Genomic DNA, 21,148 nt, shown 5'->3' on the forward strand with positions numbered 1-21,148 from the left:
CGCGCACACACCTCGTCATACGCATCGGCGAACACCGGGAACGCCGCATACAGCTCACGCCCCATCCCCAACCGCTGCGACCCCTGACCCGAGAACAAGAACCCGACCTTGCCCCCAGTAGCACCGCCCACCGGAGCAGCACCAGAAGCAATCGCCTCCAGCCCCCGCCGCAACTCAGCAACGTCCTCACCCACGACGACCGCACGGCGCTCCAGCACCGCACGGGACGTGGCCAGCGAGAACCCCACATCAGCCGGCCCAGCATCGGCACCCTCCGCGTCCACGAAGGACAACAGCCGACCCGCCTGGTCCCGCAGCGCCGCCTCACTCTTCCCCGACAGCACCCACGGAACCGGTCCCACAGCAGCCGCCTCACGGGCGGGTGCTTCGCTCGTCGGGACCTGTTCGACGATGACGTGCGCGTTGGTGCCGCTGATGCCGAACGAGGACACCGCCGCGCGGCGCGGCAGGTCGCTGTCAGGCCACTCCACTGCCTCGGTCAGCAGCCGTACGCCGCTCGCCGACCAGTCCACGTGCGGCGTCGGCTCGTCCACGTGGAGGGTCTGCGGCAGCACGCCGTGCTGCATCGCCATCACCATCTTGATCACGCCAGCCACACCCGCCGCGGCCTGCGTGTGACCGACGTTGGACTTCAGCGAGCCCAGCCACAGCGGCCGGTCGCTGTCCCGCCCCTGGCCGTAGGCGGCCATGAGGGCTTCTGCCTCGATCGGGTCGCCGAGCCGCGTTCCCGTACCGTGCGCCTCCACCGCATCGACGTCGGCGGGCGCGAGTCCGGCGGAGGCCAGTGCCTGCCGGATCACCCGCTGCTGCGACGGACCGTTCGGAGCCGTCAGGCCGTTGGACGCACCGTCCTGGTTCACCGCGCTGCCCCGCACGACCGCCAGCACCCGGTGTCCGTTGCGCTCGGCGTCGCTGAGCCGCTCCACCAGCAGCATGCCGACTCCTTCGGCCCAGCCTGTGCCATCCGCGCCGGCTGCGAACGCCTTGCAGCGGCCGTCCGCCGACAAGCCCCGCTGACGGCTGAACTCCACGAACATGCCGGGCGTGGACATCACGGTCACGCCGCCGGCCAGGGCCATCGTGCACTCGCCGCTCCTCAGCGACTGGACGGCCAGGTGCAGGGCGACCAGGGACGACGAGCATGCGGTGTCGACCGTGACGGCCGGGCCTTCGAGGCCGAACGAGTAGGCCACGCGGCCCGATGCGACGCTGGTCGTCGTGCCGGTCAGCAGGTAGCCCTCGATGCCGTCGACCGGCTCGTGCAGCCGGGGGCCGTAGTCCTGTGCCGTCGCGCCGATGAACACACCCGCCCGGCAGCCGCGCAGCGTGGCCGGGTCGATGCCGGCGCGCTCGAAGGCCTCCCAGGCGGTCTCCAGGACCAGCCGCTGCTGCGGGTCGATGGCGGCGGCCTCGCGGGGGCTGATGCCGAAGAAGCCGGCGTCGAACTCGGCTGCTTCGTGGAGGAAGCCGCCCTGCCGGGTCGAGGACTTGCCGGCGGTGCCGGGCTCCGGGTCGTAGAGCGCTTCGACGTCCCAGCCGCGATCCGTCGGGAATCCGGAGATGGCGTCGCCGCCGGAGGCGACCAGCCGCCACAAGTCCTCCGGTGAGCGCACCCCGCCAGGGAGGCGGCAGCTCATGGCCACGATGGCGATGGGCTCGTCGGGGTCGGCCACCGTCCCGGGCATCCCAGGCGAGACGACCGCCGTGCCCTCGCCCAGGGATTCCGCGCCGAGGTGGCGGGCGAGCGCGGCAGGGGTCGGGTGGTCGAACAGCAGTCCGCTGGGCAGGCGCAGCCCGGTGGCCTCGCCGAGCTGATTGCGCAGTTCCACCGAGCTGAGCGAGTCGAAGCCGAGGTCCTTGAACGTCCACTCGGTCTCGACCTGGCGGGCTTCGGCGTGTCCCAGGACGGCAGCGATGTGTGCGCGGACCAGGTCGATTACGGCTTCGTCGCGTTCGGCCTCGGGTAGGCCGGCCAGCCGCTGTGCCAGGGCGCCGGCGGGCGCGCTCCCGGTCCCGGCGGTCCCATCAATCCCATCGGTCTCGGTAGTCCCGGCGGTCCCTTCCGGCTGCGGGACGGCAGGCGCCCAGGGGGTGGCGACGGGGGCCGGGGCAGCGCCGTCCAGCCAGTACCGCTGCCGTTCGAACGCGTAGGTGGGGAGCGCGACCTTACGACGTACGCCTCGCCCGTCGAACAGGGCGGTCCAGTCCGGCTCCACGCCGTGGACGTGCAGCGAGGCGACCGCCGCCAGCAGGGCATGCGCCTCGGGGCGGCGGGCGCGCAGGGCGGGCACGAACAGGGCCTCGCCATCGGCGCCGGCGCCGGCACGGGCCATGGAGGTCAGCACACCGCCGGGGCCGAGCTCCAGGTACGTGCGGGCGCTCTGCTCGTCGAGGCGGGCGACGCCGTCGGCGAACCGGACCGCGTCACGGACGTGGCGGACCCAGTACTCGGCAGTTACGCCTTCGTACTCCCCGGGCCCCTCGGACAACTCGCCCGTCACGTTGGACACGATCGGGATGCGCGGGGCGTGGAAAGTAAGGCCTTCGGCCACCCGACGGAACTCCGCCAGCATGGGTTCCATGTGCGGGGAGTGGAAGGCGTGGCTGACCCGCAGCCGGTTGGTCTTGCGCCCCAGGGCCGCGAAGGCCTCGGCGATCTCGGTGACGAGGTCCTCGTCACCGGAGACGACGACGGAGTCCGGGCCGTTGAGCGCGGCGATGCTCACACGGTCCGTGCGGTCGCCGATGCGGGCGCGGACCTCGTTCTCGGCGGCCTGGATCGCGATCATGGCCCCGCCGGTGGGGAGTTCCTGCATCAGGCGGCCGCGCGCGGCGACCAGGGCGCAGGCGTCGGCAAGCGAGAGGACGCCGGCCACGTGCGCGGCGGCGAGTTCGCCGATGGAGTGGCCCATCAGCAGGTCAGGGGTGAGGCCCCAGCTCTCCAGCAGCCGGAACAGGGCGACCTCGAGGGCGAACAGCGAGGTCTGCGTGTAGAGGGTCCGGTCGAGTTCGGCCGCTTCCCCGGAGTTCTCGGGGGCGAACATAACCTCGCGCAGCGCCCGCGGCAGGCGTGGGTCGAGCTGTGCGCACACCTCGTCCAGCGCGGCGGCGAACGCCGGGAACGCCTCGGTCAGTTCGCTGCCCATGCCGGCTCGCTGGCTGCCCTGGCCCGAGAAGAGGAAGGCGAGCTTGCCGCGCGGGCCGGTGCGGCCCGTGGTCAGTGCGGCGTCGATTCCGCCGGTGGACAGCTCGCGCAGGGCACGCAGGAAGTCCTCGCGGTCGTGGCCGACGACGACGGCCCGGTGCTCGAAGGCGGTGCGGCCAGTGGCGAGCGACCAGCCGACGTCAGGCAGGGCGAGGCCGGGGTGCGCCTCGGCGTGCGAGAGCAGGGCGGCGGCCTGGGCACGCAGCCCGGAGGCGGTCTTGGCGGACAGCGGCCACAGCGCCGGTGCCGTGACCGTCACCATGTCCGTACGCGTACCCGTGCCCGAATCCGTATCCGCACCCGTCGCGGACCCGCCGCCTTCGGGCCCGTCCGCCGTGGCACGGTGCTCCGCCAGCACGATGTGGCAGTTGGTGCCGCCCATGCCGAACGAGCTGACTCCGGCAAGCAGCGGGCGGTGGTCCTGGGTCTCCCACGCGGCGTGCTCGGTCTGCACCCGGAGGTTCAGCCGGGTCAGCGGGATCGCCGGGTGGGGGGTGTCGAAGTTGAGGCTGGCGGGAAGTTCGCGGTGGCGGAGCGACAGGGCGGCCTTGAGCAGGCCGGTGATGCCGGCGGCGCCCTCCAGGTGGCCGACGTTGGTCTTGGCCGAGCCGACCCGCAGCGGCCGGCGGGACTCGCGCCCCGTGGCGAGCACCGCGCCGAGCGCGGCTGCCTCGATGGGGTCGCCGACCTTGGTGCCGGTGCCGTGCAGTTCCACGTAGCCGACGTGGGCGGGGTCGACTCCGGCCCGTTCGTAGGCGAGCCGGAGCACCTGCTCCTGCCCGGACTGCAGGGGTACGGTCAGCCCGTCGCCGCCGCCGTCGTTGTTGACCGCGCTGCCGCGGATCACGCAGTAGACCGGGTCTCCGTCCGCGACGGCCCGGGCCAGCGGCTTGAGGACGACGATGCCGCCGCCCTCGCCGCGGACGTAGCCGTTCGCGCGGGCGTCGAAGGTGAAGCAGCGGCCGTCCGGGGAGAGGCCGCCGAACTTGGCGGCGCCCAGGGTGCTCTCGGGGACGATGTTGAGGTTCACGCCGCCCGCGAGGGCGATCGTCGACTCGCCCTTGCGGAGGCTGTCGCAGGCCAGGTGGACCGAGACCAGGGAGGAGGACTGGCCGGAGTCCACGGTCAAGCTGGGGCCGTTCAGGCCGAGGAAGTACGAGACCCGGTTGGCGATGATGCTGCGGTGCAGTCCGGTGACGGTGTGCGGGGAGATGGCGGTGAGCCCGGAGCGGTGGTGCAGGGTCGCGTAGTCGTCCCAGATGGCGCCGACGAACACCCCCGTCCGGGTGGAGCGCAGCGTCCCGGCGCGCACGTGCGCGTCCTCCAGCGCTTCCCAGGCCAGCTCCAGTACGAGCCGCTGCTGCGGGTCCATGGCGGCGGCCTCCTTGGGGGAGATCCCGAAGAACCCGGCGTCGAAGTGGCCGATGCGTTCGAGGAACCCGCCCCGGCGGATGTCGGTCCTGCCCGGCGCGGACGGGTCGGCGTCGGCCACCGCGGCCCCGTCCCACCGGTCCGGGGGGACGTCGGTGATCGCGTCCGTGCCCTCGCTGAGCAGCCGCCAAAAGGCTGCCGGGTCGGCGGCCCCTGGCAGCCGGCACGCCAAGCCGATGACGGCTATGCCATCGGCCGAATCCGCCAAAGCCGAACCGGCCCGATTCCCCGTTCCGTTGAGCTCGGACTCGACCATATTGCGCTCCACCACCCACACAGAGAACGAAAAGGCACCGCACCGTGCTGGCCTCGGTACGGGCGATCGGCTCGACCGGGCGGCGACAAGTTGCAGTGTGACCCTAGTTTCGGGCCCGTGGCCGCGTACCGCGGCTGCAGCGGATCAGATCTAGGGGAATCCCCAATGGGCGACGGGACGAGCACCGGCAGCCGGGGTAAATCTAAGGAGAACCCTAGGGGCAGTTGTGGGAGAACTACAGCTTGTATGACCTTCCCCATTTTCCTCTGATGAAGAGGCCCCGTCTTTCATGGTGCATTTGCAAGCAGCCGAGAATCACTCAGCGCAGCCCTTCTCTACGGCACGCCCCTCAGATTGTCCTTTCGACCCGCCCGTCCCCTTCACACAAGCGCGCAAGGAGTGCCCAATGACCCCGCTGCGGTACCCCGATGGGCACGTCGGCCACCTGGTCACCGGCCTGCAGACCGCGCGGTCCGACGCCACCCCCCGCGCCGAGCAGCGGGCGGCGGTGAAGGAGGCCGCCGAGCGGTGCCCGACAGCGGCCATCAGAATCGTATGACCGTGGTGCCCTCGAAGGATCCTCTCGACATCGCCGCCGCAGCCGAGCGCAACACCGAAGCGAACACCGAACGCCACGGCTTGCCGACCGGGGTCCGCGGCCCCACAGCGCGACATGCTCGCTCCATTACTGAACCTTGAACTCGTGTTGTCGGGTCATGCGGGGGTGGAGGGTGAGGCCGGCTCCTGCGAGGCAGCAGCCCGGGGCCGACTGCGGTACACGCGCCCACCCATGACGCCTACCGCGGGCTGCCCGGACACCCAGAACACGTGCACACCCATCGGGTGACCATGCGCGCTGCCCAAGCGGCCGGGCTTGGGCCTCTCTACCCGGACGCCGGTGCCCCGTGGCAGCCGCGTGTCCCCTACCTGGCCACACACCCGCACTCGGCCGTTCCCGAGCCAAGAGGCGTGATCGGTGCGCGCAGGTAGGAAACCGTGCAGCTGCGCCACATCCATGTCGGGAAAGGACGGTGCCCAGTGATCGAAGAGTTGCTTCCGGAGGCCGTGGTCGTCGTGGAGGCCTACGACCACAGCACCACGGACGCGCAGGTGTACCCCGAGGAAGCGGCACTCGTGGCGCGGTCGGTCGACACGCGTCGCCGAGAGTTCGCAGCCGTACGTTCCTGCGCGCGCCGCGCCATGACGGCGCTCGGTCTGCCGCCGCAGCCGGTACTGCCTGGCGAGCATGGTGCCCCGAGCTGGCAGGCCGGGTTGGTCGGCAGCATGACCCACTGCGAGGGCTACTGCGCTGCCGCACTGGCCCATACCGTTGACATGGCCTCCCTCGGTATCGACGCCGAGCCCGACGGGCCGCTGCCCGACGGGGTGCTGCCCCTGGTGTCCCTGTCCGCAGAACGCAACCGGCTGCGCCGGCTCGCCGCAGACGCGCCCGGGATCCACTGGGACCGGCTCCTGTTCAGCGCCAAGGAATCCGTCTACAAGGTATGGTCCCCCCTCACAGTCAAGTGGCTCGACTTCGACGAAGCTGAAATCGAGATCTTCGTGGACCCCGGCGGCCCGTCAAACGGCACCTTCCGCGCCAAGCTCCTTGTACCGGGCCCGCGCGTGGGCGACCGCCGCCTCGACCGCTTCGAGGGCCGCTGGACCATCCAGCACGGGCTGGTGGCCACGGCCGTCGCTGTCCCGCACGCCTGACCTCTTAGTTCGGGTACGGCCGAGTGCGGTGCATGGATGTGGCGCAGCTGCACGGTTTCCTAGTGCCTCGGGCGGACAGCCGCGATACGGCTCGCTACTTGTTCGGCTGGCACCAACTCCAGAGGAGTGATCTTGCCTCATGGATTCAGTGCACCGTTTCGGCGGTGGCAGCATCCTGCTCCTGGGCCGACTCGAGCTCGATCTTAAAGGGTGTTCTGTCCCGGGAGGGGTGTCTGAGAAGTGGTTGGTCGACTCTCGGTGGGCCTGCGTCGAGCTGACTTGAGGCGGCTCTGACAAGATGACGCAATGCTCGATTTCGACATCACGGGCTACCAACCGATGCGGTTGAACCGCCGCAGTAACGTTGTGCGGGAGCACGCGCATCGCCTGCGTGGTCCTGCCGCCCGGACCCTGATGAGAGTCTGGCTGCTCTGGGACCGTCAGGACGATGCTCACCCGGCCAGACACGCACCACGGAAAGCCACGAACAACACTCTGACCGTGCCCGGGGAAGCGTGGCCTTCGGGATCGCCCAGCCCTCCCGGGTTCGACATGGCTTGCCTACTCGAAAAGTCGCAACCGTGTCGGGTCTCTGCCGTGCCCACCACGGGCGTGCCCCCGCTGCTCCACCAGACCAGGACGCTCTTTTGACCGTGGCGCGGGCGACCGCTCGCCTGTGACACAAGAGAGGCAGCGCCTCAAGGAGCTCGCGGATCTCGGGTTCAGAGTCCGTACCCCTCCGAGGCAACGGCGTCACCACCCGTGGGGTCCACAGCAGTCAGGAGCAGACGGACAGGGGGTCAAAGCAGGTGAGAAGCACAATGCAAGGTCTGGCCCCGACCGAGATCGCTCCGGGCTCCTGCACGGTGGTCGCCGACCATCCGTCGCTGCGCACCTGAACAACAGGGCCCTGCGTTACGTACTTCTCCGTACCGCCAAGTAGTTTGTGCGGCGGTTCAGTCGGCGGTTGGTCTGCCGTGTAACGCATCGGCACTGGAGGCACATTGTTGCGGCGCATCAACGGAACAGCACTCATCATCGCGGCCCTGGTCGCCACGGTCGGGGCGCTCGCCTTCCCGGTGTGGTCCTATGCCGACCGTTCCGGCACCGGGCAGGACAATCTCAACGCGTCGAGCGTGGCAACCCAGTGGGGGCCTCTGTCGGCCACGGACCGGGACTTCCTGGTGAAGGTGCGGCTCGCCGGGCTCTGGGAGCTGCCCGCGGGACAGCAGGCCATCGAGCGTGCGCCGACCAAGGCGATCAGGGACGCCGGTGATCACCTGATCGTCGGCCACTCCGACCTCGACAAGCGGGCGCGCGACGTGGCGGCGAAGCTCGGCGTGGAGCTGCCGAACCAGCCCACCGAGCAGCAGCAGGGCTGGCTGCGGGAGCTGTCGGCGGCGAGCGGCCGGGAGTACGAGTACAAGTTCGCCAACCTGCTGCGCAACGCGCACGGCAAGGTCTTCGCCCTGGTCGCCCAGGTCCGGCACACCACCCGGAACACCCTGATACGGCAGCTGGCGAGCGACGCGAACGTGACGGTGCTGGACCACATCACCATGCTGGAGAACACCGGGATGGTGGACTTCGACGCCATAGCCAACGAGGCGGCCACCGGTGCGACGGCCAGCCCCACGGGTCCGCCGCCGCCGAACGGCAGCCTGCCTCCGGCCCCGAAGCCCGCGGAGCCCTCGGGGAACCAGCAGCTCACGTCCAGCCCCTCTCCCGTGGCTCCGGGCACCGTCAACACCAACCGTCCGGAGGCTCCGGAACCCGCCGGCTAAGGGTCGGTCCGCGCGGCGGCCAGGCCCCCGGAACCTCAAATGAAGCTCTGAACGTCCCCTCCTCTGGATTCACCGCCGTTCGGCGGGGCCATGACCTCTGCACCGCACGTCATACGTCGGGCACGGAGGAGGGGGACCCCATGGAACTCGGCATCGGAATCGGCTGGCGGCCGGAGATCGCGGACGCGGTGGAACGGCTGCCGGGCCTCGACTGGGTCGAGGTCGTCGCGGAGAACGTCTGCGCCGGCCACCTGCCCGCCTCCCTGAGCAGGTTGCGCTCGCGCGGCACCCGGATCGTGCCGCACGGCGTCTCCCTGGGTCTCGGCGGCGCGGACCGGCCGTCCGAGCAGCGGCTCGCCGAGCTGGCAGGGCGGGCACAGGCGCTGGACGCGCCGCTGGTCACCGAACACATCGCGTTCGTACGGGCCGGCGGCGCGCTGACGGCCTCACCAATACTGGAGGCGGGCCATCTGCTGCCCGTGCCGCGCACCTGGGACGCCCTGAAGGTGCTGTGCGAGAACGTGCGCATCGCCCAGGACTCGCTGCCGGTGCCACTGGCGCTGGAGAACATCGCGGCGCTGATCTGCTGGCCGGACGAGCAGCTCACCGAGGGGCAGTTCCTCGCCGAACTGGTCGAACGGACCGGCGTACGGCTGCTGATCGATGTGGCCAATCTGCACACCAACCACGTCAACCGCGGCGAGGACCCGTCGCAGGCACTCGACGAACTCCCGGTCGAGGCGATCGCCTATGTCCATGTCGCGGGCGGCATCGAGCGCGAGGGCGTGTGGCACGACACCCACGCCCACCCGGTCACCAAGCCGGTCCTGGACATCCTGGCGGAGCTGCGCAGCCGGGTCGCCCCGCCGGGCGTCCTGCTGGAGCGGGACGACGACTTCCCGTCCGAGGCGGAGCTCGAGGCGGAACTGACGACCATCCGCACGGTGGTGACGTCGGTGACGGCTGCCCCGCCGGCGGGCAAGCGCGGCTCGGCCGACCTGGTCCATGCGTCGCACGGACCGCTCCCGACGGTGCGGCACGCTGCCGCCCCCTCTGCCCAGGCGGCCGGGGACGCCGCCGTGGCCGCCGCACCGGAGGCCGTGATCGCCTCCACGGCGGCGGTCGCGCACGTGGCGACAGAGCGGGACGACGCCGTCGCCACCCGGTCCGCGGGCGCGGAGGCTCCGGCCGGGATGCCCGCAGGGCGGGCGACGACCGCAGCGCCGGCCACCGGGGAGACTCGCACCTTCGCCACGCGGGAGGCGTCATCAGCTCGTCGAGCCGCGCGCCGGCCGGCCGAGGCGGAGATACCCTCGGCCACAACGGGCTCCGCCGGGCAGACGGAGGCTGCATCCCGCGCCGCCACTGAGCGGGACACCACTCAACACCCCTTCGTGGCGGGGGCCGAGGCCGCCGACGCGGCTGCCGTCCCGGCGGTGCCGGTTGCCGTGCCGCAGGCATCGGCACCCGCCGCGCCCACCCGGCCCGACGAAGTGCCGGCGCGCGCCGACGCTCCCCGGGAGCGGGTCGCACTCGCGCAGGCCGCCCTGCTGTCCGCCCTTGTCGCCGGGACGCCCGCGCCCGAGGGGTTCGACCTGCGGCGGCTGCGCGTGCAGAGCCGGGCCCTGGCCGCCAAGCGTGCCGATGTCGTCGCCAAGGTGGCACCCGAGCTGCCGGAGATCCTGGGCACCGGCTACCGACCCGCGTTCCTCGCCTACGCCAAGGCGCGGCCCATGCAAGCCGGCTACCGGCGCGACGCGCTCGACTTCGCCGAGCATCTGCTCGTCTCCGGGCGCCCCGAGGACGCCGAGGCCCGCCGCTCACTGACCCACTGGTGGCGGGAGCGTGCCACCGTCCGCCCGCCGCGCAGGGCCACCCGCCTGGTCCGCGCCGCCCGAGCCGCACTCGTCAGGAGGTGAGTGACATGACCGTCCTGGTCGTCCTCGTCTGTCTCGCCATCGGTCTCTCCTCCACCCTGCTGATCGTCAAGGTGTCCGCTGCCCAGCAGGGCGGCGCGGGCGACGCCCGCATCCACGACGCGTACGAGGCCGCCTTCATCGCGGGCGGCCCCGGCAGGGTCGTGGACGCCGCCCTTGCCGCGCTGCACACGGACGGAAGGATCGTCATCGGCGGCCCCGGAATCGCCGGCGTGCTGCGGCCCGTCGCCCAGGACCCCGTGGAGCGCGCTGTCTTCGACGTGCTCGCCGCCGCTCCGCACGGCGCGCTGCACACACTGCGGCGCGAGGTCATGCGCAGCCCCGCCGTGCAGGAAATCGGTGATGGCCTCGCGGCGCGGGGGCTGATGCTGCCGCCCGGCCGGAACACCGGGGCGGCGGCGTGGGGCATGGCCCAAGGGGTCATATGCATGCTCGCGGTGCCGTTCTCCTTCGTGCTGACCTTCGCCGAGCTCTTCGCGTCCGACGGCCCGCCGGTCGCCACTCTGCTCTTCCCGGTACTGCTGACGGGTTGCGTGGTCGGCTTCCTGATGGCCAACCGGGCGGGACGCCGCGTCACCCCTGCCGGGCGCAACGCCCTGCACGCGTACCGCTCGGGTCACGGGCAGATCCACGGTCCGGCCGCATTGGTCGCACTCCACGGGGTGCGCGGTCTGCCCGACCGGGATCTGAGGGGTCAGCTGAATGCGGCGGCGATGCCCCAACGCGGCCGTAACCAGGCGCCGTACCACCACTCCACCCCGGACTCCCCGTACATCGCCCCTGTGTGGTGCGCCGGTTCGAGCTCGGGCTCCGGCTGCGGAAGCTCCGGCTGCGGATCGGGCAGCGGCGGTTCCGGCTGCGGATCGGGCAGCAGCAGCGGTTCCAGCTGCGGCAGTTCCTCGTCCAGCTGCGGTTCCTCGAGCTCCTCCAGCTGCAGCAGCAGCTCCTGACCACCCCACAGGCCCGTCACGAAGCGATAACTCTGCGTTCGCGTGGGGAACAACACATGGCGTGGTCGCGTCCTCCTCGCGTACAACTCGGCCATGTTCTGGGTCCTGTTCCTGCTGGTTGCCTGGGCCGTGACGGGCCTCAACTGCATACGTCTGTGCGTCGCCGCATCCGAAGCCGCGCCTCTGCCCGAAGGCACGGGCAGCGACCGGGAGTTGAGCCTGTACGAAGCCGCCTTCCTGGCCGGCGGCCCCCACCGGGTCACCGACCTCACGCTGATCTCGATGCACCGCAGACGCAGGCTGCTGCTCGCACACACCGGCTGGGCGACGGTCGTCGACCCGGTGGGCGAGGACGACCTGGAGCGCTCGGTCATCGGCGCGATAGGCCCGGCAGGCCAGGCCCCGATAGCGGCGGTGCGCAGCACCGCGTCCACTGCCGACGCTGTACGGGTGCTGGCCGACCGGCTCGTCGGGGACGGCCTCGCCGTCCCCGACTCCGCCAGAACGCAGATGGTGTCCGCGGTGCGCGGCGTCCGGGCGGCCGGCTTGGCGACCGCGGCGCTGGCGACCGCGGCCGTACTGACGGCTCCGCTGGACGGCGCCGACACAGGCCGGGTGCTCGCCTGGTTCACGCTCCCCCTGCTGCTGGTCGTCGGGTGCCTGGCGATCGCGCGGGTCGAGGTGCACCCCTACACCCGCTGGGCCTCGCCGGACGGCCGGCGCCTGCTCGGGTCGCTCGTGACGCGGTACGGAACGGGTGCGGGCGGCGAGCACGCGCTGCTCACCTCGGTCGCGGTCCTCGGCGTGGGCGCCCTGGAGGACCCGGAGTTGCGTGCGGCGCTGGCGGACGGCGGATCGGCTTCAGCGCATCGGAGTCTTTGATTCCGACACCCCACGTCGGTGCTTTACAACCCGCAACTGCCCTGCGAAGGATCCCTCTGTCCTGTGGCCTGCGGGCCGCCGTCGTGCGTACGAAGGGAACGCGATGCGAGCAGTTGCGAAATACGGCGTCGTAACGGGCCTCGGTTGTCTGGTCCTCAGCGCTCTCACCGTCGCACCGGCCGGCGGCGCCACCCTCGGCCCCGAGTCGTACGGCCTCGAGTCCTACGGCACCGCACTGGCCGCCGGGCGCGCGGCGGCGGCCGGGATCACCTTCGGCAACTGCCCCGAGGTGGAGGAGCTTGCGGCGTCGGTCAAGTGCGGCACCGTGAAGGTCCCGCTCGACTACGCCAACCCGTCGGGCCGTCAGATCAAGCTCACCGTCAGCCGGGTCAAGGCGAGCGGCAAGCGTACGGAGCGGCAGGGCGCCCTCGTCTACAACCCCGGCGGCCCGGGCGCCTCGAGCATGTTCTTCCCGATGGCCGCCGAGCTCCCGGAGTGGAAGCGCATCGCGCGGGCGTACGACTTCGTGGGCTACGCACCGCGCGGTGTGGACCGTTCCGCCCCGCTGTCGTGCCAGGAACCGTCGGACTTCGTCAAGGCCCCGACCCTGGCCCCGACGCACCCCTCCGCCTCGTACAAGAAGGAGCGCGTCGCCCAGGCCAAGGCATACGCGCGGGGCTGTGCGCGGAGGGCAGGTGCGGCACTGCGCCACTACACGTCGCTCAACAACGCCCGTGACCTCGAAGTGCTGCGAGCGGCGCTCGGCGAGAGACGGCTGACGTTCATGGGCGCCTCCTACGGCACCTACTTCGGTGCGCTGTACGCGACGCTGTTCCCGACCCATGTGCGCCGTATGGTCTTCGACTCCGCGGTGAACCCCGACCCGCAGCGGATCTGGTACCGCAGCAACCTCGACCAGTCACTCGCCTTCGAAGGCCGCTGGGCCGACTTCCGCGCCTGGGTCGCCAAGCATGACAAGACCTACAAGCTGGGCACCACGCCCGAAGCGGTGGCGCGCAACTACGAGAAGGTGCGTGCCCGGCTCGCGCACAAACCGGCGGGCGGCAAGGTCGGACCCGGGCAGCTGCACGCCGCCTTCCTCGCGACCGCGTACTCCGACGACTTCTGGCCGAAGCGGGCGGGCGCGCTCTCGGAGTATCTGCGGGGCAACGCGAAACCTCTGGTCGACCAGGCCGCGCCGAATCCCGAGTCCGCGCGGTCCGAGGAGAACAGCACCGCCGTGTACACGGCGGTCGAGTGCAACGACGCCCCGTGGCCGACGGACTGGAAGACCTGGGACCGCGACAACAGTCTGCTGGCGCGGCGCGCCCCGTTCGAGACGTGGGACAACGCCTGGATGAACCTGCCGTGCGCCTTCTGGCCTGTGATGGCGCGGCAGCAGCCGCTGGACGTGCACACCCGGTACGGCGTGCTCCCGCCGACACTGATCCTCGCGGCGGAGCGGGACGCGGCGACGCCCTACGCGGGTGCGCTGGAGCTTCACCGGCGGCTCGCCGGCTCCGTACTGATCACGGAGGAGGACGCGGGTACGCACGGCATCGGCGGCGGCAGCAACAAGTGCGTCAACGCGTACCTGGAGGACTATCTGTTGACGGGCAGGACGCCGGTGCGGCGCGCTGCATGCGCGCCGCACCCGGAGCCGGACCCGGTGTCGCTGGACCGGCGGACCGCACAGCCGAAGAAGCTGCCGCACGCCGTCTGATCTTCCGGGTCATGGGCCGGCCCTTGCCCAGCCAGTGGCTCACCGGGGCAGGGGCCTTGCGCGGCCCTTGCCGGTGGTGGGTTCCACGGGGCCTGATCCAGCCCGACCGCACGGTCTTGTGGGTTCCCACGGGGCTGATACGCCCGACCGCACGGTCTCGTGGAGTTCGCCAGGGCCGGCCCGAGCTGTGGCCGGGACCGAAGTCCCGGCCACAAGGTCCTGTCGAGGCTCAGGCCAGGCCGGCCACGAGGTCGGCCACGCTCTTGCGGCGGCCCGTGTAGAACGGGACCTCTTCGCGGACGTGCATACGGGCCTCGGAGGCGCGCAGATGACGCATCAGGTCGACGATCCGGTAGAGCTCGTCGGCCTCGAAGGCGAGCAGCCACTCGTAGTCGCCGAGCGAGAACGAGGCGACCGTGTTGGCGCGCACGTCCGGGTAGCCGCGGGCCATCTTGCCGTGGTCGGCGAGCATCCGGCGGCGGTCCTCGTCCGGCAGCAGGTACCAGTCGTAGGAGCGCACGAAGGGGTAGACGCTGACGTAGTTGCGCGGCGTCTCGTCGGCCAGGAAGGCCGGGATGTGCGACTTGTTGAACTCCGCGGGGCGGTGCAGCGCCATGTTCGACCAGACCGGCTCGAGCGCGCGGCCCAGACGGGTGCGCCGGAAGCGGTTGTACGCGTCCTGGAGCTCGTCCGCGGTCTCGGCGTGCCACCAGATCATCACGTCGGCGTCGGCACGCAGCCCGGACACGTCGTACGTGCCGCGCACGGTGACGTCCTTGGCGGCGAGCTGGTCGAACAGCTCCTGGACCTCGTCCGCGTAGCCGGAGCGGTTCTCGGGGAGCACATCGCGCAGCTTGAAGACGGACCACAGCGTGTACCGGATGACCTCGTTGAGGTCCTTGGCCTTCTTGCCTGCGTTCGGGATCTTTTCGGGCGCACTCATACAGCTATTCTCCCGCGCCGCGATCAGTGCCCTGCGCCAGGGTGGGCGTGGCGAGAATCTCGTCCGCCGCGCGCTGCCCACTGGCGATGCAGGCGGGGATGCCGACCCCGTCGTACACCGCGCCGCACACCCGCAGGCCGGGCAGTCGGGCGACCTCGTCGCGGATGCGGGCGACCCGGGTCAGATGCCCGACGGGGTACTGCGGCAGGCCGCCGGTCCAGCGGGTGACCTCGGTGGCCACGGGCCGGGCGGTCAGGCCGATCGCCTTGCCGAGATCGCTCAGCGACACGTCCACGAGCTCGTCGTCCTCGCGCTCGAGCATCTGCTCCTCGCCGTAGCGGCCGAGGGATGTGCGCAGCAGGAACAGATCGCCCGCGCCTTCGCCGACCCAGCCCCACTTGTTGCTGGAGAAGGTCGAGGCCTTGATGCCGCGGCCGTCGACGGGCGGGACCAGGAAGCCGCTGCCGGGCGGCGTCGCGGCCAGGTCCGCGCGGCGGAAGGCCATGGTGACCAGCGCCATGGAGGCGTACTCGACCTGGCCGAGCTCGAAGGCCGCCACCGGGGACTCGGCGGCGAGCAGCGCGGACGCGGACCAGGCAGGGGTGGCGAGGACTACGGCGTCGGCCGTGAGCGGCGAGCGGTCGGTGCGGATCTGCCAGCCGTGGCCGTCGGCGCCACGGGTCAGGCCGAGTACGGGTGTCTCTGTGCGGATCTCGCCGCCCTGTGCGCGTACGGCGTCGGCGACGGCACCCGGCAGCCGGCCCAAGCCGCCGTCGATGCCCATGAAGACGGGGCCGTCGGCCTGCGCCCCGGCCGCCGCGCGGGCCTGGATGTCGCGTACGCCGTCGAGCAGTGAGGCGTGGGTCCTGGCCGCCTCGAACAGCTGGGGGACGGCGGCGCGCATGGAGATGCGGTACGCGTCGCCCGCGTACACGCCCCCGAGCAGCGGCTCCACGAGCCGGTCGACGACTTCACGGCCGAGGCGATCGGCGACATACGCGCCGATCGCCACATCGTCGCCGAGCTCGGCCGGGGCGAGGTCGCGTTCTCTCCCGATACGGGCGATGCCCTCGGGCGACAACAGCCCCGCCAGTGCCTCGGGGGTGCCGGGGACACCCATCACATGGCCCTTGGGCATCGGGTGCAGTGCGTCGCGCGTCCAGACCGTGGCGGCTGCGACGGCGGGCGGCTGCAGACGGTCGCCGAGGCCGACGGCACGGGCCAGCCCGACCCCCTCGGGACGGCGCGCGAGCATCGACTCGGCACCCAGGTCCACCGGGGCGCCCTCGATCTCGCCTGCCTGCAGCTTGCCTCCGAGGTGGCCGGTGGCCTCGAGAAGGGTCACCCGTGCGCCGGCGGCGAGCAGCCGGTGCGCGGCGGCGAGACCGGCGATGCCGCCGCCGACCACGACGACATGAGGTGCTGCTGTGTCCATGCGGTGAGGAGAACGCTGCATGGGCCAACTCTCTCAAACGCCGTTCCGAGTCCCGAACGTGACCGGTTCGGAATCTGATCCGGACAACCCACGACGTGATCGCAAACGTCGAAGGAACAACACTCATCACCCATAGCCCAGGGGGCCGACCATGCGCGCACCACGTGCGTTCGCGGCACTGCTACTGCTCACCTCACTCACCCTCGCCGGGTGCGGCGCGGCCGATTCCGGCGGGGACGCGGCGAAGGCACAGGCCCAGGACAAGGCGGGGGCTGCCGCCCCCGGTTTCGCGGGCGATCAGGCCGCGGAGAAGCCCGCGGACGACGGCGCGGGCCGGGAGGGGTCGCCGAAGCAGCCGTCGGCCGTGCCGGCCCACATCATCCGCACCGCCGACCTCGCCGTGGAGGTGAAGGACGCCGCGAAGGCGCTCGCCGCGGCGCGCAGGACTGCCGCGCGAGCCGGCGGCCGGGTCGAGAACGAGACCACGGAGCGGATCGACGAGACCCATGTGTCCTCACGCATCGTGCTGCGCGTGCCGCAGGAGCACTACGACTCGGTGCTGGCCGAGCTGGCCGGGGCGGGCAAGCTGCTGTCCCGCACGGCCGACGCCAAGGACGTCACGGGCCAGGTCGTGGACGTGGACAGCCGGGTCGCGACGCAGCGGGCGAGTGTGGCGCGGGTGCGGGCGCTGATGGAGCGGGCCACCAAGCTGTCGGACGTGGTGACGCTGGAGGGCGAGCTGAGCAGCCGTCAGGCGGCCCTGGAGTCGCTGCTGGCGCAACAGGCCTCGCTGAAGGACCGTACGACGCTGGCCACGATCACCCTGTCGCTCTCCGAGACCGAGAAGAAGGACGCCAAGAAGGACGAGGACGAACCCGGCTTCCTCGACGCGCTCTCGGGCGGCTGGGGCGCGCTGGTGGCGACGCTGCGATGGGTCACCGTGGCGATAGGTGCGGTGGCTCCGTTCGCCGCGGTCGCGGCGGTGCTCTACGCGCTGTGGCGGTGGCTGGTGCGCCCCCGGCTCCCGAAGCGCCCGGCCTCCGGGCCCACGCCCGCACGCGGTTCGGACGAGGACTGAACACCCGCTCCCCCGTAGCGTGTTCCCCATGACAACGGAGCGACTGGTGGTCATCGGGGGCGATGCGGCGGGCATGTCCGCCGCATCGCAGGCACGCAGGCTCAAGGGAGCGGACGAGCTGGAGATCGTCGCCTTCGAGCGCGGGCACTTCAGCTCGTACTCGGCGTGCGGGATTCCGTACTGGGTGGGCGGTCAGGTGCCCGAACGCGACGACCTGGTCGCCCGCACTCCCGCCGAGCACCGCGCGCGTGACATCGATCTGCGGATGCGCACGGAGGTGACGGAGATCGACATCGCGGGCGGCAGGGTGCGCTCGCGCGACCTGGAGACGGGCACGGAGGGCTGGACGGGTTACGACAAGCTGGTGATCGCGACCGGCGCACGGCCGGTGCGTCCCCGGCTGCCGGGCATCGACGCGCCGGCCGTGCACGGTGTGCAGAACCTCGACGACGGCCAGGCCCTGCTGGACACGCTGGCCGGTACGGAGGGCCGGCGCGCGGTCGTGGTGGGAGCGGGCTACATCGGCGTGGAGATGGCCGAGGCGCTGCTGAACCGCGGCTACGAGGTGACGGTGGTCAACCGCGGCGAGCAGCCGATGGCGACCCTCGACCCCGACATGGGCCGTCTGGTCCACAAGGCGATGGACGGCCTCGGCATCAGGACCGCCACCGGCACTGCCGTCACCGCCGTCCGCACGGACGACTCCGGCCGTGCCTGCGCCGTGGTCACGGAGGAGGCCGAGTATCCGGCGGACGTGGTGATCCTCGGCATCGGCGTGGAGCCGGAGACCACGCTCGCCCGTGCCGCGGGCCTCCCCCTGGGCGCATACGACGGCCTGCTCACCGATCTCGCGATGCGCGTGCGGGGCCACGACAACATCTGGGCGGGCGGCGACTGTGTGGAGGTGCTCGACCTGGTCTCCGGCCGCGAACGCCATGTCCCCCTGGGCACGCACGCCAACAAGCACGGCCAGATCATCGGCTCGAACGCGGGCGGCGGCTATGCGACGTTCCCCGGCGTGGTGGGCACGGCGGTCAGCAAGGTGTGCGAACTGGAGATCGCCCGCACGGGCCTGCGTGAGAAGGACGCCCGCGAGGTGGGTCTCCAGTACGTGACGGCGACGATCGAGTCGACGAGCACCGCGGGCTACTACCCCGGCGCGGCCCTGATGACGGTCAAGATGCTCGCGGAACGCCGCACGGGCCGTCTGCTGGGCGTCCAGATCGTGGGCCGCGAAGGCTCGGGAAAGCGGGTGGACATCGCGGCCGTGGCACTGACGGCAGGCATGACGGTGGAGCAGATGACGGCGCTGGACCTCGGCTACGCGCCGCCGTTCTCCCCGGTGTGGGACCCGGTCCTGGTCGCGGCACGAAAGGCGACGACGGCGGTACGGAAGGCGGGTACGTAGCACCTGCGGCGGGCGGGTTCCCCACCCCGCCCCCCTACGGCCTGGCGGCCGTGGGAGGTACCCCCATCCCGAACTGGGGCTCCGCCCCAGACCCCGCGCCTCGATCTCCCCCAGACTCCGTCCGGGGCGACCCCCACGAGGCTGATTGACGCCGGCAACTCCAGCCCGTCCGGCGTTTGAGGACACTCCCCCTGCGCCCTCAGGGCATGGGGGGTACCCCCACCTCAGGCCGTACGGGGCCTGGGGGCTCGCCCTCTTCGGGAAGTGGGGGTCCCCCCCACGCCGCCAGGCGTAGGGGGAGGGTAGGGGAACACGCCCCCGCCAGGACCTACCGCGTCGTCGACTCGTGGACGTACTCCACCAGCCGCGTCAACGCGTCCGGATCCGTCGTCGGCAGCACCCCGTGCCCCAGGTTGAACACATGCCCCTCGAGATCCTTCGCCGCGTCCAGTACCTCACGGGTCTTCGTCTCGACCGCCTCCGGCGAGGAGAACAGCACCGCCGGGTCGAGGTTGCCCTGAAGTGCCTTGCCCGGGCCCACCCGGCGGGCCGCTTCGTCCAGCGGGACGCGCCAGTCGACGCCGACCACGTCCGCCCCCGCCTCGCCCATCAGGCCGAGCAGTTCGCCGGTGCCGACGCCGAAGTGGATGCGCGGGACGCCGTACGAGGCGACCGCGTCGAAGACCTTCGCGGAGGCGGGCATCACCGAGCGGCGGTAGTCCGCGGGGGCAAGGGCCCCGACCCAGGAGTCGAAGAGCTGGACGGCGGAAGCGCCCGCCTCGATCTGGACCTTGAGGAACGCCGAGGTGATCTCCGCGAGCCGGTCCAGCAGGTCGGCCCACAGCTGCGGGTCGCCGTACATCAGCGCCTTGGTGTGCTCGTGGTTGCGCGAGGGCCCGCCCTCCACGAGGTAGCTCGCGAGAGTGAACGGCGCACCCGCGAACCCGATCAGCGGGGTGGATCCGAGCTCCTCGGTGAGCATCCCGATCGCCTCGGTGACGTAGTGCACGTCCTCCGGCGTCAGATCGCGCAGCCGCGCCAGGTCGGCCCGCGTGCGGATGGGCTCCGCGACGACCGGGCCGACGCCCGGCTTGATGTCGAGGTCGACGCCGATGGCCTTCAGCGGCACCACGATGTCGCTGAAGTAGATCGCTGCGTCGACCTTGTGGCGCCGTACCGGCTGCAGCGTGATCTCGGTGACGAGCTCCGGCCGCATGCACGACTCGAGCATCGCGGTGCCCTCACGCACCTTCAGGTACTCGGGCAGTGAGCGCCCCGCCTGCCGCATGAACCAGACCGGCGCGTGCGGCACGGGCTCGCGCCGGCATGCCTTGAGGAACGCTGAATCGTGGGTCTTCGTCTGCCGGCCCGGGGATGGGGTGTCCCCGGATCGGGCGGAGCCTCGGGTCAGGGGAAGGTCGTTGGCGCTCACGCCCAGAATCTTCGCACGTACGCGAGAAGTGGCTGCCCCGGCCCGGGTGTCCCTCCCTGCGCGAAGCTCCCGTTCCGCCTACTCTTCCCCGCATGGCTGCGGCTCAGGGACATTCTTCCGATCATTCCAACGGTGCTGACACCTCGGACAGCGCGGAGCGGAACGCCGTCCCACGCGCGTTCCTGCAGGCGGTCGACGCGCTGCGGGCGGCCCGGCTGCGGCCGGAGATCGAGGCGGACCCGACGCGGCCCCCTCAGCGGCTGGCCCCGCACGCGTACGCCCTGGAGGCGGCGGTCGTCGACGGCGACGAGGACCTGGCCGACGGCCGCCTGGTGCTCTTGCACGAACCGGCCGGGCACGAGGCATGGCAGGGGACCTTCCGTCTGGTGACGCTGGTGCGCGCCGACCTGGAGCCGGAGATGGCGGCGGATCCGCTGCTTCCGGAGGTCTGCTGGTCGTGGCTGACGGGGGCGCTGGAGGCGCGCGGGCTGACGTACGGGGAGCCGAGCGGAACTGTCACCCGTGCGGGTTCTCACTACTTCGGTGGACTCTCGGACCGCCGTCCGGCGACGCAGATCGAGATCCGCGCGTCGTGGACTCCGCGGGAGGGCCAGGGGGGTGTCCCGGACGCCGCCGCACACCTGGCCGCCTGGTGCGACCTGCTGTGTCAGGTCGCCGGGCTGCCCCCGTCGCCGGCCGGTCCGGCGGACACGGCGACGGGTGTGGTGACCCTTCCGCAGCGGCGCGGGCCGCAGCAGGCATGAGCTGATCCGGCACGAGTCACCGCTCGATCCCCGGGACACTGACCGGACGCCGTGCACATGAGCGGTTCGCTCGTAGGATGATCGATCGCCTGTCCGAATTGCCCCATTATTACTCACCAAATCGTGATCATTCTCTAAAGGCGGGCAGGTTTGCTGCCGAAGAGGTCAATGACCTAACTGCAC

14 protein-coding genes are annotated in these 21,148 nt (G+C 71.5%); 10 read left to right on the forward strand and 4 right to left on the reverse strand.

The window, feature by feature from the left end:
- Nucleotides 1-4,913: type I polyketide synthase (locus tag ABZ208_RS34030; RefSeq protein ID WP_356913308.1), on the reverse strand; the 4,913-nt coding region annotated here is incomplete at its 3' end.
- A gap of 406 nt (nucleotides 4,914-5,319) precedes the next feature.
- On the opposite strand from ABZ208_RS34030, the gene ABZ208_RS34035 reads away from it, so the two are divergent.
- From ABZ208_RS34035 to ABZ208_RS34065, 7 genes are all read left to right on the forward strand, one after another.
- Nucleotides 5,320-5,472 (forward strand): ferredoxin, encoded by a 153-nt coding sequence (locus tag ABZ208_RS34035; protein WP_328395044.1) that lies wholly within the window; start codon nucleotides 5,320-5,322, stop codon nucleotides 5,470-5,472.
- 479 nt (nucleotides 5,473-5,951) lie between these two features.
- Nucleotides 5,952-6,629: a 4'-phosphopantetheinyl transferase superfamily protein gene (locus tag ABZ208_RS34040; RefSeq protein ID WP_356913309.1), complete on the forward strand. Its 678-nt coding sequence runs from the start codon at nucleotides 5,952-5,954 to the stop codon at nucleotides 6,627-6,629.
- A 1,007-nt stretch (nucleotides 6,630-7,636) separates the two neighbouring features.
- Nucleotides 7,637-8,413: a DUF4142 domain-containing protein gene (locus ABZ208_RS34045; RefSeq protein ID WP_356913310.1), complete on the forward strand. Its 777-nt coding sequence runs from the start codon at nucleotides 7,637-7,639 to the stop codon at nucleotides 8,411-8,413.
- A 140-nt stretch (nucleotides 8,414-8,553) separates the two neighbouring features.
- Nucleotides 8,554-10,332 (forward strand): DUF692 domain-containing protein, encoded by a 1,779-nt coding sequence (locus tag ABZ208_RS34050; RefSeq protein ID WP_356913311.1) that lies wholly within the window; start codon nucleotides 8,554-8,556, stop codon nucleotides 10,330-10,332.
- 5 nt (nucleotides 10,333-10,337) lie between these two features.
- A complete protein-coding gene (locus tag ABZ208_RS34055) occupies nucleotides 10,338-11,300 on the forward strand; it encodes a TIGR04222 domain-containing membrane protein (protein WP_356913312.1) in 963 nt (320 codons plus the stop codon).
- A gap of 93 nt (nucleotides 11,301-11,393) precedes the next feature.
- Entirely contained in the window at nucleotides 11,394-12,182 is a 789-nt protein-coding gene (locus ABZ208_RS34060) for a TIGR04222 domain-containing membrane protein (RefSeq protein ID WP_356913333.1), read from the forward strand.
- Nucleotides 12,183-12,285: 103 nt separating this feature from the next.
- Nucleotides 12,286-13,905, forward strand: coding sequence for an alpha/beta hydrolase (locus ABZ208_RS34065; protein ID WP_356913313.1), 1,620 nt, complete (start codon nucleotides 12,286-12,288; stop codon nucleotides 13,903-13,905).
- Nucleotides 13,906-14,134: 229 nt separating this feature from the next.
- On the opposite strand, the gene hemQ is transcribed toward ABZ208_RS34065, so the two are convergent.
- Nucleotides 14,135-14,848 (reverse strand): hydrogen peroxide-dependent heme synthase, encoded by a 714-nt coding sequence (gene hemQ, locus ABZ208_RS34070; RefSeq protein WP_356631692.1) that lies wholly within the window; start codon nucleotides 14,846-14,848, stop codon nucleotides 14,135-14,137.
- Between the two features lie 4 nt (nucleotides 14,849-14,852).
- Nucleotides 14,853-16,304: a protoporphyrinogen oxidase gene (gene hemG, locus ABZ208_RS34075; RefSeq protein WP_356913314.1), complete on the reverse strand. Its 1,452-nt coding sequence runs from the start codon at nucleotides 16,302-16,304 to the stop codon at nucleotides 14,853-14,855.
- Between the two features lie 130 nt (nucleotides 16,305-16,434).
- Here hemG and ABZ208_RS34080 point away from each other — a divergent pair, with 130 nt between their 5' ends.
- Together ABZ208_RS34080 and ABZ208_RS34085 are read left to right on the forward strand one after the other, a co-directional pair.
- A complete protein-coding gene (locus ABZ208_RS34080) occupies nucleotides 16,435-17,361 on the forward strand; it encodes a DUF4349 domain-containing protein (RefSeq protein WP_356913315.1) in 927 nt (308 codons plus the stop codon).
- 28 nt (nucleotides 17,362-17,389) lie between these two features.
- The gene (locus ABZ208_RS34085) at nucleotides 17,390-18,769 is read left to right on the forward strand and encodes an FAD-dependent oxidoreductase (protein WP_356913316.1); all 1,380 of its coding nucleotides are present in this window, start codon (nucleotides 17,390-17,392) and stop codon (nucleotides 18,767-18,769) included.
- A gap of 328 nt (nucleotides 18,770-19,097) precedes the next feature.
- Here the strand turns inward: ABZ208_RS34085 and hemE are convergent, their stop codons facing one another.
- The gene (gene hemE / locus ABZ208_RS34090; RefSeq protein ID WP_356913334.1) at nucleotides 19,098-20,180 is read right to left on the reverse strand and encodes a uroporphyrinogen decarboxylase; all 1,083 of its coding nucleotides are present in this window, start codon (nucleotides 20,178-20,180) and stop codon (nucleotides 19,098-19,100) included.
- 113 nt (nucleotides 20,181-20,293) lie between these two features.
- Here hemE and ABZ208_RS34095 point away from each other — a divergent pair, with 113 nt between their 5' ends.
- On the forward strand, nucleotides 20,294-20,965 hold the full coding sequence (locus ABZ208_RS34095; RefSeq protein WP_356913317.1) for a DUF3000 domain-containing protein: 672 nt from the start codon (nucleotides 20,294-20,296) through the stop codon (nucleotides 20,963-20,965).
- Nucleotides 20,966-21,148: the final 183 nt, after the last annotated feature.

Source organism: Streptomyces sp. NPDC006208, assembly GCF_040613775.1.
In the GTDB taxonomy this organism is placed as follows: Bacteria; Actinomycetota; Actinomycetes; order Streptomycetales; family Streptomycetaceae; genus Streptomyces.